Source organism: Chryseobacterium sp. Leaf394 (assembly GCF_001424105.1).
Classification (GTDB): domain Bacteria; phylum Bacteroidota; class Bacteroidia; order Flavobacteriales; family Weeksellaceae; genus Chryseobacterium.
The window spans coordinates 828,080-842,078 of sequence record NZ_LMQH01000011.1; the positions used below are offsets into that span (position 1 = coordinate 828,080).

The following is a 13,999-nucleotide window of genomic DNA, read 5'->3' on the forward strand; positions in this document are numbered from 1 at the left end:
ACAACTCTCAAACCCTCAAACCCAAACCCTCATACCCATCCGCATCCCCCGTCACTTAAACCTGTGATTGGCATCACTGCTGATAAATATACTGTTTTTCTCCTCTGATATTATATCAATAAACCTTTCGTAATGCTTCAGGACGTCGGAGATCAGTTCATTTTTTGTAAACAGTTTTACATCATAGCCTTCTCTGTTGTCACCAAAATAAGATTTCGGAAAATAAACACGGTTTTCTTCAGAATCAGGAAGATTTTCTTCGTTTAAAAGAAATTCAGATATAATTTTCGACTCACTTTTAACACCATAGATGAAATTGTTGATGAGGTCATATTTTATTTCGATTTCAAGTTTTTTAGGCTGTTCTTCGGAATTTATTCTCGCTTCAATTCCGTTGGCTGAAAATTCTGTCAACAGATCTTCAAAAGCTTCTCTTGCTGTGGTTTCGATATAAAGGTCTGCAGAAGCAGAATCATTGAATGACACAATCTGTTTCAGACGCTCTTTCCAGTGTTCACCGGACCATGGAACAGTGGTACTTGAAAAATTTCTTTCGTAATAATTTTTATCAATCATCAGCGCTTTGATGAGACTTACAATAAAAAGGAGCATAATCACTGAAAAGGGAAGGGCGGTGATGAGAGTCATGCTCTGTAAAGCGGCGAGTCCACCGGCATTTAAAAGCATCAGTGCGAGAACGGATAGAAGAATTCCCCATCCTGCAGTCTGCCATTTCGGTGATATTCTTGCGTTTTTGGTAGCGATATTATTCATCACAAATATGCCGCTGTCGGCAGAAGTAACGAAGAAAATCAGAATAATGAGGATTACAAATATGCTCATCACATCTGTAAAAGGCAGGTATTCGAGGAATTTAAACATCAGTCCGTCAGCATCACTGGCCATTTGGCTAAGCTGTCCCTCTGCGGCATTCATGTCCAGCCAGATGGCGCTGTTTCCGAAGACAGACATCCAGATAAAATTAAATAAAGTAGGAATAATCAGTACTGCGGATACAAATTCTCTGATTGTACGGCCTTTGGAAATCCTCGCGATGAATAAACCAACGTATGGCGACCATGAAATCCACCATGCCCAGTACAGAATCGTCCAGTCATAAAACCAGGTCTGGGTATTTTCTTCGTAGACGTGGGTATTAAAAGTGAGGGAGAAAAAACTGTTGAGGTAGGTGCCTATACCTTCTGTAAAACTTCCGATCAGATAAACGGTAGGTCCGGTAATTAAAACAAAGAGGAGGAGAATTACCACCGCAATAATGTTGATTTTACTCAGGAGTTTTACCCCTTTATCCAGTCCGCTCACAGCAGAAAGAACCGAAAGCGTGACAAGAACGGCAACAATAACGGCCTGATAGATAAAACCCGTTTCCGGCAGAATACCCATTTTCACCAGTCCGGAATTAATCTGAACCACACCAAATCCGAGCGTAGTAGTGATTCCGAAAAAAGTACTGCACAACGCAAAAATGTCAATTACATTTCCCCATTTTCCTTTAATTTTATCTTTAAGTAAAGGATAAAAACAGCTGCGGAGCGACAGAGGCAACCGGTAGCGGTAAGAGAAATAGGCCAGCGCAAGACCTACGACCCCATAAATTGCCCAGGCATGAACGCCCCAGTGGAAAAAGGTGTAGAGCTGTGCATTCTGAGCCCGCTCTATGGGAGGTTTACCTGCAAAAATACCGTTAGAATAATGCTGCATAGGTTCAGCAACGCTGAAATACATCAGTCCAATTCCCATTCCGGCTGCAAAAAGCATAGACAGCCATGAGAAAAATGAATAATCCGGCTTGCTGTCATTTCTGCCAAGACGGATATTTCCGTATTTGCCGGTCATAATGTAAACCAGAAAAATCACGAAAATGGTAACTGCCCAGACATAAATCCAGTTCAGATTTACAAAAATAAATCCTTTCACTACGGTTAGAAGAGCCTCCGTCAGGCGTGGATAGATTGCGGAAATCAGGCAGATTCCCACGATAAAGATAAGACTTGGAATGGTAATTCCATGCTTCAGGGTAGTTCTCAGTTTCATGCTTTTTGGTGTGTTTATGAAATATAAATGTAAGCTAAAAATAGATTCATGTGTAAAAAAAAGGTGGCTCAGTCCGCCGGAGTGTACACTTGCAAATATTGGACAAAAATGTTTTTACGGTAATTTCGCTTTAATGGAAACTAAATACCGATACAGATTCTATACTTACAGACTGTTTTAGACTTGATGAGGTACAAGATTCTGTAATTCTAATACTAAAAAATGATATTGATCTGAAGATTTAAATTTTAATTATTTGCTGTACAATCCCGAAGACATCACAAAGTATAAGACTAAAACTGACTTTTCGAGTCTAACTAAAAATTATGCACCAACAGCCATATGAGATTCTAATGTAGACATTATATATTCTTATTAAAACATTTAAATTCATTCAGAATGACAAAGAAACGGTAAGTAAATTATTGATTTAAATACATGTTCTTTTTTTATGATAAAGCCAGCATTCATTTTATCGCTCCGGAGGACTATCAACAGATTAAAGATACAGCAGTTCAGATTCATTCAGAATGACAAACATATTGGTACAAATTACTTTATAGCTATAGCCGAATGACAAATTTACGATAATGACAACAGTCCATTTCAATACTCCTTCAGCATATTTTCAGTAAATCACAGCAGAATTTAATATGCTGTGAATAATTTTTAGAAAAGTATACCACATTTGTGCAATTTGCCCAGTACGGGCACAGTTCTTGATACTTTCACCGCAAACCACTCACAATGTATACTTACGATCAATTTCTTGAACTCGACAGCGAGTCTCAGCTTGCCTTTGTGCAGAAAGAAGGCACAATTATTCTTGAACAGAAATGCTCTTACTTCCATTCCATCCTTTACGGACTGGGAAGTTTTGATGTAGAACTTGTTGATGATCTTGCAACCGGAAAGGTGAAGATTAAGCGCACTTATTGCAGTCCGGTTCATTACAGTAACCGTCCCGCATTTTACAAATAGACACCAACCCAATATTTTATATGAAAAACAGGCTGCCTGCAAAGGTTGCCTGTTTTGTTTTATACATCACTGCTCAGCATCAATGGTATTGTGCTGGCGTAGGAAACACTAAGTCTGCAAGCAACGTCACTTCGAGTAGGTTTTTGCAGAAAAACCGTATAGATAAGTTGTTGTTTGACAAAGTTTCGTCTGTTCACTGGTTCTCGATACATTTTTCTCCGCTCTGCTGCGAAAAACACTCGAACTGACGGAGAAAACACTCAGTCGCGAAAACAGCGTCACTTCGGGTAGGTTTTTGCAGAAAACCGTATCGGGAAGTTATTGTTTGACAAAAGTTTTCGTTTGCTCACTGGTTCCCGATAAATTTTCTCCGTTTCACTCAGAAAAACACCCGAACTGACGTAGGAAATACTCAGTCGCCAAGTAGCGTCACTTCGGGTAGGTTTTTGCAGAAAACCGTATTGAGAAGTTGTTGTTTAACAAAACAGTCATCTGTTCACTGGTTCTCGATACATTTTTCTCCGCTTTGCTGCGAAAAGCACTCGAACTGACGGAAAAAACACTCTAGCCAAGTAGCGTCACTTCGAGTAGGTTTTTGAAAAAAACCGTTTAGAGAAGTTGTCGTTTAACAAAAGTTTCGTTCGTTCACTGGTTCTCGATACATCCCGATTGCCATCGGGACACTCGAACTGACGGGTGATCTCGAGGTCGTGAAAACAGCGTCACTTCGAGTAGGTTTTGACAAAACCGTATCGAGAAGTTGTTGTTCTACAAAACTGTAGTCTATCCATCGGCAGATAAAATGGTAGAGTAGTATGAGAAAATGCTGTAGCAGTCAAAAGAAAGGGTCGACAAGCTGCAACACGTTTTCGAAAAAGGTAAAAAACGCACTCACCGCTGATCCGTCAGATGTTCCTTCAAAAGAAAAATAAGAGCCAACTGTACTGCAACTACCATTACCAGCTTCAGGATAAATGTTTTTTTGGCGTATTTGTGTCTGAAAAAAGTCATCCCGATAAGGGCACCAAAAGTACCTCCCAAAAAAGTAAGCATCAGCAAAACACTTTCAGCGAGTCTTGGCCTGCCTTTTCTTGCCAGTCTCTTATCCCAACCAAACGCAAGAAAGGTGAGGAGGGTCATGATGAGGAGGAAATATTTTAAAGCCATAGGATGCTGTTGAGGTTGCAAGATAGGTAATTGAAAGTATTGAAACATGCATAAATGCAAATTTGTTTAACACAGAAAAACCTGAGTTTTTGCTCAGGTTCTATAAATATTAATTATTTCTTTCTTTCTTTAACACTGTTTATAGCAAATCATAAAGCAAATCAGAAGTTGTATCAGAATGGTAATAATGTAGTAATATTTTCAGGGCATTCAGTCGCACTATCTACGCTTTATCTATGCTTTATCTATGCTTTATCTGCGGCTTATTCCCGGGTTATGTTTTTGGCTTCGATTTTAAGATTCAGCAGTTTGAAAAAGAATTATACGTAACGGGGTTTATTAAAAGAATTTTATTTATTCTGCAGACCTTTTTCTTCGATCTTGTTTCTGATAACATCCATCATCGAATGCAATATTTCGTCCATAATGAGTAGCTTTTCTTCTGCATAATGATCAATATTGTCGGTAAATTTTAATCCGTTATCGATTGTTCTGTAGAAGTTGCTGTTTATTTTTGAGAATAGAAATTCAATTTTCTCTATAGACGGCTCTGCAAATACACAAAGTTTCCAACTGCTGAATGCAGAGAGGTGATGTGGCATGTAGGAATGTAATGCACCATAGAGAAAGATTCTCATAGCACGCATGAAGCAGTTGGCGAAGACCGATATGAAACCGTGACGGTTATCATTTTCGATATTTGTACGCATAGAAAAATATTGGGCTATATACCCCTGCAAAGCATTGTAGTATAAATCCATATCACCATACTCAACCGTGTATGGCTCTTCCCAGTGAATTTCCGGATGCATTGAATCTGAAGAATAGATTCTGTTCTGCCCGGTCATGACCGAACGCATCAGATGCTGGTAATTAAAAAGATTTTCCTGAACAGAAATTCTGCTGTGACTCAGAATAACTACTTTTACGGCATGATTTGTTTTCTTTTCTACTGCATCCTGCAACTGAAGAATTTTAGCATTTCCAATACCTTCGCCAATCAATAAAAGGTAATATAATGTCGTGCGGACTTTGTTTTCGCAAGTAGAGCCTTTATGGAAAAGAAATATCTCTTCAGGATCAGCCATTTTCCGGATCGTTTCAACAGTTATCTTCAGGTTTTTATCTTCAATCGGCATTTCAGAAGCAGATGCTACTGTACTCAAAGCAGGGCGAACGGACTTTAACATGCCTTTCAGTTCTTCAAAGCGGAGTTCAATGATTTGATATAACTGAAGTTCCAGATTTTGGATAGCTGAGTATAATTCAGTTCTGATGAACATTTCATCACAGCTTTCCGCTGCTTCCACGGCAGATTCCAGTTTTGAAATCAGATAGTAGGTATGTCCGTTTTTCTTTACCATCAATTTTTGTAACACGGGAATATATGGAAGCAGATTCTTTAATCTGATATGCAGATTTTCATGATTACTCCTTGTTCCTGTAAAGACATATTCAAGATAATCCAGATCATGCTCAATTAATTTGATATAAGTGAGATAGGCACTGATAGGGGTATGCAGTTGATAAAACCTTTTGGCTTCCGAAATAAGAATATCATGATCGTGAAAAAATAACTCCTGAAATGATCTGTATTTTTTTAAAATCTTGCTTTCACTGATGTTGTTTTTGAAAAAGTCCTTTAAATCATCTTTTGAGTAAACCAATAATATGGGATGACAATAATAGGTAACCAACGGATATCCTTTTCGCAACTGATATTGCACTCTGGATACGTAAGACACGTAAATCCTTATTTTTGCTTCAGACAGTGCTATTGCCACCCAGTCTTTCTCGCGGAGTTTCTCAGCATCCTTATCTGTATGGGTGATGATGTAAAACGTTTCAAATCCTGACGGGTCTTTTGGGTGATAGTATATCTGTAACACTGTGTAGTTCATGCAGGCCTGTTCCAGGTGATCCTTTATTTTTGGATTCTGAAGAGCAATGGTGATTTTGTTTTTTGTTTCCATTTTGGTTTTTTTTATGATTATGGAACAAATTTCATGAGGGCTGACGTACTATTCAAGTTTTCAGGTGGATATTATAGTTTTGATTTTGGATAATTTAGGGATGGGCGGTAAGCCGATTGCTTTTCCCGGTGAGGTAGACAATTGCTAGGGTAGAGGTTTGGATTTCGGATGCCATTCCCGATACAATTTTCTTTCGCTGTGCTGCAGAAAATCACTCGAATTGACGGTGTGATTGCCTTCCTTTTTTTCCTGAATTTCAAAGGATGTCACTTCGAGTAACGCAGCGAAGCGGAGTGTATCGAGAAGTTTGTGATAGGAGGATAAAATTTGCCGGGCAGAAAAGTGTAGCATACAGCGAGGGATATTTTATTCTAAATATGAATAATATAGTCACGGAATCAGGATTTTTACCGGATTATTTTTTAACTTTACTCTTTCGAATACTGTAGAATTGGCTTATTTTTGAGCCGTTAAATATAAAAACACATGGAACAGAAAATACATCAGGGACGCAACGTAAAACGCTTTAGAGAAATGCTTGGGATTAAGCAGGAAGCCCTGGCTTATGACTTAGGCGAAGAGTGGAACCAAAAGAAAATCTCTCTGCTTGAACAAAAAGATGTGATTGAAGACCCTCTGCTTCAAAAAATAGCTGAAGTACTGAAAATTCCTGTTGAAGCTTTTCAGAATTTTGATGAAGAGTCTGCTATAAATGTAATTGCAAATACATTTAATAATCATGATCATTCAAGTCCGCAATTTGCAAGTATTATCAACAATTCTCCTACATTCAATCCATTAGATAAGATGGTTGAATTATATGAAAGAATGCTAGAACAGCAGAGGGAAATGATTGAGAAATTGGAGAAACTGATTGAGAATAAATAATAAATCCTGAGATTACTCTCAGGATTTCTCATAAAGTTATTTTCTATTTCTGTTAGTATTCAGCTGTTTACCTCGGTTTCCTTGATTTTGGTCGTACTGTCGGTTGGTTCCTGAACTTCCCCTGTTGGCATTTTGCATATTGGCAGCGTTATTTTTCGGTGTTATTTTTTCTGACATAATTTTTGTTTTTTAATGGATAATGACTACTTCTTTCTTGGCTTTAAGTTTCCTCTTCCTTTGCCTGAGGGTTTACCCGTTGTACTTGGTCCATTCGGAACAACAGGTTTTGATGATGGTGAAGCTGGCTTTGCAGCAAGTTTTGAATGACTCATAATATTTAAATTATTTGTTTAAAATTTCCTACTCTTTCTGCTTTTCGGATACCGCATTTTAATTTTTTGTCGACACCACACATTCATCAAAATAAAATCCAGAAAACAAAAAAAATACGCTTCCGGAAACAACAGCGGAAGCGTAATAATAAAAGCGTTTTTTTGAGGAATGACAGCGGTTAACCAAACATCTTTCTTATGACAGGTTGGTAATTTTCTGACACTTTCAGGTGCTGACATTTTGTCTTCTCAATATCATCAAAAATGCTGATCTCTATACATTCAGTCTTGGAATGATACTTTTTGATGTATCTTCTGTTGACTCTGAAAGACTTGTGAATGGTTACAAACTGGGATTTTAACAGTCCCTTGTCTTCCATCTTTGAGAATGAAAAATCGATCAGATTCGCCGGCTTTCTGTTAATAAAATGAATCTGCTTATTATTCGATTCCGAACCTGCCATTTTATCAGTACACAGGTATACAATATCTTCAATGCGAATTTTATTATTTTTCGTTTTGTTGAAATCTAAAAGCACATATTGCGGGGGAGAAAAGTAGCTTACCTCCTGCAGAAATCTTCTGAAGCTTTTTACAAACTGTTCTTCACTGAATGGTTTGGTAATATGGTCAACGCAGATTTCGGCATCGCGTTTCAGGTTTTCTATGTCTTTAATATAGTCTTTTGTTTCTCCGATAAACACGACAGGTATTCGAAGTTCCTGCGCTACATCTAGACCATTCATAGAACTATGTAATAGCACTAGATCTGTTACTAATATTTCAGGATGCGTTTTCTCTACCTCATCCAAAAAGTGATCTGAATTTTGGCTTTTTACTATAATTTCTACGTTTGGAAAACTACTGAGGTATGATGTGAGTTTTTCCAGCTGTCTGGAGTTGTCTTCTAAAAGGGCGATGCGGTAAGTGTGATTCATAGTAATTTTCTAATCAATTTAAATTATCTCACATTCACTACCTGCTTAATTGTATTATAAAAGGCCTGATAGAAAGATGGGTCTTGCGCGTATAATTTATACAGCTCTAATTCCTGTTTTCTCTGCTGCGACATAACATCATCCAGTATTTTCTTCAGAGCTAATTCTCTGTTTTGGTCATCTGCATTTTGAGCAACTTTCATATTAAAATCAGGATGTGCCTGTACAGATTTGCTTAAAGAAATAAATTTTACTCTCTGATCTTCCGGCGTAGCTTCCCAACCCTGAAACCATTTCTCATTAAATCCACTGATGATATTTTCCAATTCATCTTTTTCTTCTTCTCCGTGTGCACCACGCACATTAGGGTTTTGTGGGTCAACCTGTGTTTCAGAGTCATCAAGAGAAATTTGAGTATTTAGTTTTACTCTTTCTAAACCGTATGTCGATAAATCTACTGATTCAAGTAATTTATCAAGCGCATCAATTTGTGGATCCTCAATTTTTAGTTTTGGAATCAGAAACTTTAAAAACCAGAATAATTTTTCCCAACCTGTAAAATCGAAGTCTATTGGAAGTATTGCCGCAATTTGTCCATATATCTTAACAAACTGTTTTGCCTTGATTTTATAATCTGCTTTGGCTTTCTCCTCTAATTCTAAATCTGAAACAAAACGTTGCGCTGCCACATCGATTATCGGACTTAGAAACTGAGCATCCACTTTATTAAAGTACTTCTCATTAAAATCTTCAACTTCCGAGTGCTCGTAAATTCCTGAATCATCCAGACTGTCTTTTAATTCGTGGAGAACGTTGATATCTGTTGCACCGCTTAGTGTTGTTGAGGTGTAAAAAGGATCGAACGAAGTTTGTATATCTTCCACTGTATTAAAGAAATCCAGTACAAAGAGGTCTTCGGTTTTTTTAGCCAGCTTGTTGGCAGAACGGTTCAATCTTGATAAAGTTTGCACCGCCAATACACCCTGTAGTTTTTTGTCCACATACATTGCAGAAAGTTTCGGTTGGTCAAATCCGGTGAGGTATTTATTGGCAACCACCAGCATTCTGTATTCGTCTTCATCAAATTTATCCTTGGTTTCGCTTTCCGGAAAGCCATTCATTTGGGCTTCGGTGTATTCAATACCATCCACTTCTTTTGCGCCTGAGAAGGCGATGACGATTTTAAAAGGATTTCCTCTGCCATTCAGCAATTGTTGCAATGCCTGATAATAACGGATAGCAGATTCTATACTTTGGGTGACAACCATCGCTTTGGCTTTACCTTTTAGCTTTTTTGTATTCACAACAGAAGAAGTAAAATGGTCCAGCATTATTTCAGCTTTCGTGCCTACCGTTTGCTTATGTTTTTCTACGTAAGCTCTTAATTTTTTCTGCGCTTTGGAAGTATCAAATAATGGATTATCCTCAATTGATTTTTCAATTTCATAGTAACTCCTGTACGTTGTGTAGTTAGCTAAAACATCGAGAATAAATCCTTCTTCAATCGCCTGTTTCATCGAATACAAATGAAAAGGCTTGAAAGAGCCATCTTCCTGTTTTACCCCAAATTTCTCCAGCGTATTATTTTTTGGTGTAGCTGTAAAAGCAAAATAAGAGGCATTCTTAGTCATCTTTCTGGCTTTCATCGCTTCAAGGATTTTATCCTGATAATCTACTGCATCTGAATCTTCACCTTTATTTCCAATGGCTTCATTCAGCTTGTCGGCAGAACTTCCCGACTGCGAACTGTGCGCTTCATCTACAATTACAGCAAACTGTTTACTGCTCATATCAGCGATGCCTTCAATAATAAAAGGAAATTTCTGAATCGTTGTGATAATAATTCTTTTACCGTTTTCCAAAGCTGATTTCAAATCGGAAGATCTGTATGCAGGAGCAACGATATTTTTAACTTCTGAAAATTCTTTGATATTATCACGAAGTTGCTTATCCAACAATCGTCTGTCAGTCACCACAATCACAGAATCAAACAAAGGCTGATTGGTATTTTTGCTTCCTGCAACAACTTCACTTTCAGGATAGGCTTCTATCAACTGATAAGCAAGCCACGTAATGGAATTGGACTTGCCAGAACCTGCACTGTGCTGGATAAGATAGGTTTCTCCAGCACCTTTTTGAGTGCTGTCTTTTATCAGTCTTCGCACTACATCCAGCTGATGGTAACGCGGAAAGAATAAAGTTTTTTTGCTCAGTGCATCATTTTCTGCACCATCAAACCTTACAAAATGCTGAATGATATTGGCAATACTTTCTCTTCGCAAAACACCCTGCCAAAAGTAAGAAGTCTTATGTCCGAAAGGATTGGGCGGATTTCCTTTCCCAAAATTATTGCCCAGATTAAACGGCAGGAAAAAAGTATTTGCTCCGTCCAGTTTGGTGGTCATATAAATTTCATCGGTATCCACTGCAAAATGCACAATACATCTTCCGAAATTCAGCAATGGCTGGGTAATATCACGCTTGTACTTATATTGGTCTACACCGTGCACTTTCGCATTCTGTCCAGTCCAGTGATTTTTCAATTCTATGGTTGAAATAGGAATGCCATTGATGAAAATCACCATATCGATTTCTTCCAGCGGATTGGCAACCGAATATTTTAATTGTCGGGTGACGCTGAACTGGTTGCTCTCAAAGTTATCTTTGATGCTCTGACTGCTGTTCTGCAAAGGAGCCACATAAAACAAAGTGAAATGCGCATCATCTACCGCCAAACCTTTGCGAAGCAGACGCAAAATACCATACTTTTTTACCAGCTTATCATAGCGGTCAAGTACTTTTATTTTCCAATCCGACTGGCGTTTGAGTTTTTCTAATTCCTCTTTTTGCGTGGTTTCCAGAAAATCCCAAAAACGCACTTCATCCAACGCATATTTTGCATTGAAATCTGCCTGATAACCAATGCGATAACCATTACTGCTATATGGTTCATTTGGTTCGGAAACCAATCCGCTTTTTATAGCTTCTGTCGAAATACCGCAGAGTGCTTTTTCTATGGCAGTTTCGAGGGCGAGTTCGTTAGTTTGACTTTTCATTATGATTTATAGGCTTATTATTAAACTTCCAAGTTTCAAAAACTAAATTTAGTAACTTCTCCTGTCTTTGATTTATAGATTCTTTGTCCCATTTTTTAAATTCGAAACCGTAATCATTTTTAAATCTATTTAAAGCAGTATTGGCACCTATCTGAAATTCATCATCCAATAGTTGAGTAGAAATAATTCCAGAATTTTTATATTCATTCTGTTTTTTTTCAAACCAATCGCTGTTCAAATCGTTGAAGTTATTGACTGCCTGATTTATCGTTGACTCAAGCAGAGTAACGTTCCCTAAACGATATACATAACTAGAATAATCGTGTTTACTTTCAAATTCCTCAGTTAAAACTTCATTTTTTGGAGTTTGAGGTAGTATATGTTCAAGTTGTAAATTATACAGATAATCTTTTCCTTTAATCGGAAAATTAGATTTTGATAGTATTGTATTCTCAATCATTCCCAATATATATCTTTCTCTATAAAGCGGACTATAATGATAATGAGTTAAAGTTGGAAATTTAACTAAAAATTCACCTAACCTTTCTTTGATATAAGGTACCATATTTTGTTCAATAACTTCTGCAACTTCATCAACAGTGTTTTTATTTCGGAGTTTTATTGCCCATCTGGTAAATTGATTTTCATTGTTTTTAGCCTGAATCCCTAAACTCACACTGTAAAAAAAGAAACTTTCTATTTGCTTGCCCAAATATTCTATAACATCTGTAGTTGCACCTTCATTAAGCGCCATCAATAGAATTAGATGTTGTCTCGATTTATATTTATTAATAAATCCTATGTTGGTAATATTAGGATATTCTCCACCGTCTTTTATTAACTCAGTTGCAATGACTAAATCAGATACCTTTTAGACATTTTTTTTAATTCCTTGGCGAAAATAAGTGGCTGAGTTTCATATTTAGTATCATTTTTACCTTTCTCAGATAAAAACCATTTGTAAATATCATCTTCTCTTAAAATTCCATCATAATATCTGGACATTAAAAAATACCTGAGAAATCGTAAAGGTGTATTGTCTTCTTTACATTTTTGTAGATTGTGAACTATTTCTTTCCATATATCTTTAATATGATTAAAATCGGCAGGTTTGGCTTTACTAAACAAAAGATTTTTTACCAAATCCATTGCATTGAGTCCAGCTCCCCTTTGATTTATTGTTTCGAAAATCTTTAATGCACTACTTAGATTTTCTGATTCGATTAGAACTAATTCTATTTTAGTAAGAAAATATTTTGCATAGTTGGTTATTGACTCAACGCTATCATTTAAATAAGTTTCTAAATGATTCTTGATTTTGTAATAGGCTTGCTCCATCTTAATAATCGAAGGAGACTTCAAATCAGTGAAATCTGTTTTAGAAATTAATGATTCCAAATAACCTTTACTTTCTTCATACTGCAATTCTAATCGCATTTGAGTTTCATCACTATCCATATCAAAATCGGATAGAAGTTCCTCAATATTTTTAAGATATTGCTCTTGTTTTCTATCTAAATCAACCCCTTGTAATAAATCTCGAAAGGCACATAAAGTAAGAATTATTGTAGTCAGTCTTTGCTGTCCATCAATAACATCAAATTTTTCTTTATTGGCCACAATTATTATTGATCCGATAAAGTAACCTTTTTGTTTTGTTACATCTTCATCATATTCATTATCGATATCTATTAGAAACTGTTCTACCTGATCTTCTGGTTTCCAAACATATTCTCTTTGATAATCTGGAACGATGAAGAAATAATCCTTTAATTTTGATATACTTTTAACTTGTGCGTCTATTTCCATTATCTATAAGTTCTTTTTACTATTATTCTATAATCTGGTTTCCAATCTGTTTTTTCACACGCTGTGACTATTCTGTTATCAGTGTAGAAAAATTCATTATCTGCTTTTCTTTCTTGTTCTATTTTTTCCAATTTTAAATAAACACTTGAATCTTCTATTTCTTGTAAAGAAAATTTAGTTTCTGAATGATTATGGCAACATACTAAAACTCGCCAAGGCTGAGAATGTGTAATATGAAAATCTGTAAATTCAGGAAGCCTTTTATTTTCATAAATATTTTTAACAATCAACGGTCTCACAATTGAACAACCAAGCTGTCGTTCATTATATTCTCTAGAGCACTTATCTCTTCCACGATGTGAAAAACTATCAAGACCATTATAAAAAAGATAATAAGGAATTGCTCCAAAATTTTCTAGTTCAGTTAATAATTCCCATTGCTGTTTTTCTTTTTGAGCATAGAAAAGAGAATGATATTTTCTATCTTTTTTCAAAAGTTTTGCTTGTAAAGGATACCAAATATATTGATCAATTTCAGTTTCAACAAACAAATCGATATCACTACCTGTAATAGATTCTTTGTAACCTGCTCTCGCATAAACATCAAAATTATTTAGATAATAATAACGATGATATTCAACAATATCAGCTATAATATCATTCGTGATTCCCTCTTCTTTATCGTTTAAACCTAAAGAGTGTTTCCGACAGATTCGCCTCCAAATCTTATCTGCTATTTCTTCAAAAAGTTGACATCGATGAGACATTGCTAGATAACTCATAGTTATTTATAATTCGTT

The 13,999-nt window shown here is 36.4% G+C and carries 13 protein-coding genes; 2 read left to right on the plus strand and 11 right to left on the minus strand.

All coding sequences use genetic code 11. The features are described from left to right. Positions 1-51: 51 nt before the first annotated feature. Complete coding sequence (locus ASG21_RS08250; RefSeq protein WP_082482400.1) at positions 52-2,055, minus strand: BCCT family transporter; 2,004 nt, start codon at positions 2,053-2,055, stop codon at positions 52-54. A gap of 747 nt (positions 2,056-2,802) precedes the next feature. On the opposite strand from ASG21_RS08250, the gene ASG21_RS08255 reads away from it, so the two are divergent. Further along, positions 2,803-3,036 carry a hypothetical protein gene (locus tag ASG21_RS08255; RefSeq protein ID WP_056078166.1) on the plus strand — a complete coding sequence of 78 codons (234 nt, stop codon included), beginning with the start codon at positions 2,803-2,805 and terminating at the stop codon, positions 3,034-3,036. A gap of 891 nt (positions 3,037-3,927) precedes the next feature. Here the strand turns inward: ASG21_RS08255 and ASG21_RS08260 are convergent. The 3 genes from ASG21_RS08260 to ASG21_RS20045 all read right to left on the minus strand — a co-directional run bounded on the left by ASG21_RS08260 (position 3,928) and on the right by ASG21_RS20045 (position 6,527). Further along, the gene (locus tag ASG21_RS08260) at positions 3,928-4,203 is read right to left on the minus strand and encodes a DUF1294 domain-containing protein (RefSeq protein WP_157844524.1); all 276 of its coding nucleotides are present in this window, start codon (positions 4,201-4,203) and stop codon (positions 3,928-3,930) included. Between the two features lie 350 nt (positions 4,204-4,553). After that, the gene (locus ASG21_RS08265) at positions 4,554-6,176 is read right to left on the minus strand and encodes a hypothetical protein (RefSeq protein WP_056078170.1); all 1,623 of its coding nucleotides are present in this window, start codon (positions 6,174-6,176) and stop codon (positions 4,554-4,556) included. 144 nt (positions 6,177-6,320) lie between these two features. After that, positions 6,321-6,527 (minus strand): hypothetical protein, encoded by a 207-nt coding sequence (locus ASG21_RS20045; RefSeq protein WP_128414254.1) that lies wholly within the window; start codon positions 6,525-6,527, stop codon positions 6,321-6,323. A gap of 135 nt (positions 6,528-6,662) precedes the next feature. On the opposite strand from ASG21_RS20045, the gene ASG21_RS08270 reads away from it, so the two are divergent. Then, positions 6,663-7,064, plus strand: coding sequence for a helix-turn-helix transcriptional regulator (locus ASG21_RS08270; RefSeq protein WP_056078175.1), 402 nt, complete (start codon positions 6,663-6,665; stop codon positions 7,062-7,064). A gap of 36 nt (positions 7,065-7,100) precedes the next feature. On the opposite strand, the gene ASG21_RS20330 is transcribed toward ASG21_RS08270, so the two are convergent. The 7 genes from ASG21_RS20330 to ASG21_RS08290 form a co-directional block, all read right to left on the minus strand. Next, complete coding sequence (locus ASG21_RS20330; protein WP_185113720.1) at positions 7,101-7,241, minus strand: hypothetical protein; 141 nt, start codon at positions 7,239-7,241, stop codon at positions 7,101-7,103. Positions 7,242-7,267: 26 nt separating this feature from the next. Continuing rightward, on the minus strand, positions 7,268-7,396 hold the full coding sequence (locus ASG21_RS20680) for a hypothetical protein (protein ID WP_277814177.1): 129 nt from the start codon (positions 7,394-7,396) through the stop codon (positions 7,268-7,270). A 179-nt stretch (positions 7,397-7,575) separates the two neighbouring features. Beyond that, on the minus strand, positions 7,576-8,334 hold the full coding sequence (locus ASG21_RS08275; RefSeq protein WP_056078178.1) for a response regulator: 759 nt from the start codon (positions 8,332-8,334) through the stop codon (positions 7,576-7,578). Positions 8,335-8,357: 23 nt separating this feature from the next. Then, positions 8,358-11,390 carry a DEAD/DEAH box helicase family protein gene (locus ASG21_RS08280; protein ID WP_056078181.1) on the minus strand — a complete coding sequence of 1,011 codons (3,033 nt, stop codon included), beginning with the start codon at positions 11,388-11,390 and terminating at the stop codon, positions 8,358-8,360. Continuing rightward, positions 11,374-12,144, minus strand: a complete 771-nt coding sequence (locus ASG21_RS20420; RefSeq protein WP_199767874.1) for an HNH endonuclease family protein — start codon at positions 12,142-12,144, stop codon at positions 11,374-11,376. The genes ASG21_RS08280 and ASG21_RS20420 overlap by 17 nt, the downstream gene beginning before the upstream one ends. Positions 12,145-12,245: 101 nt before the next feature. Beyond that, the gene (locus ASG21_RS20425; protein WP_199767875.1) at positions 12,246-13,199 is read right to left on the minus strand and encodes a DUF262 domain-containing protein; all 954 of its coding nucleotides are present in this window, start codon (positions 13,197-13,199) and stop codon (positions 12,246-12,248) included. Then, a complete protein-coding gene (locus ASG21_RS08290; RefSeq protein ID WP_056078184.1) occupies positions 13,199-13,981 on the minus strand; it encodes a DUF6615 family protein in 783 nt (260 codons plus the stop codon). The genes ASG21_RS20425 and ASG21_RS08290 overlap by 1 nt, the downstream gene beginning before the upstream one ends. Between the last annotated feature and the right edge of the window lie 18 nt (positions 13,982-13,999).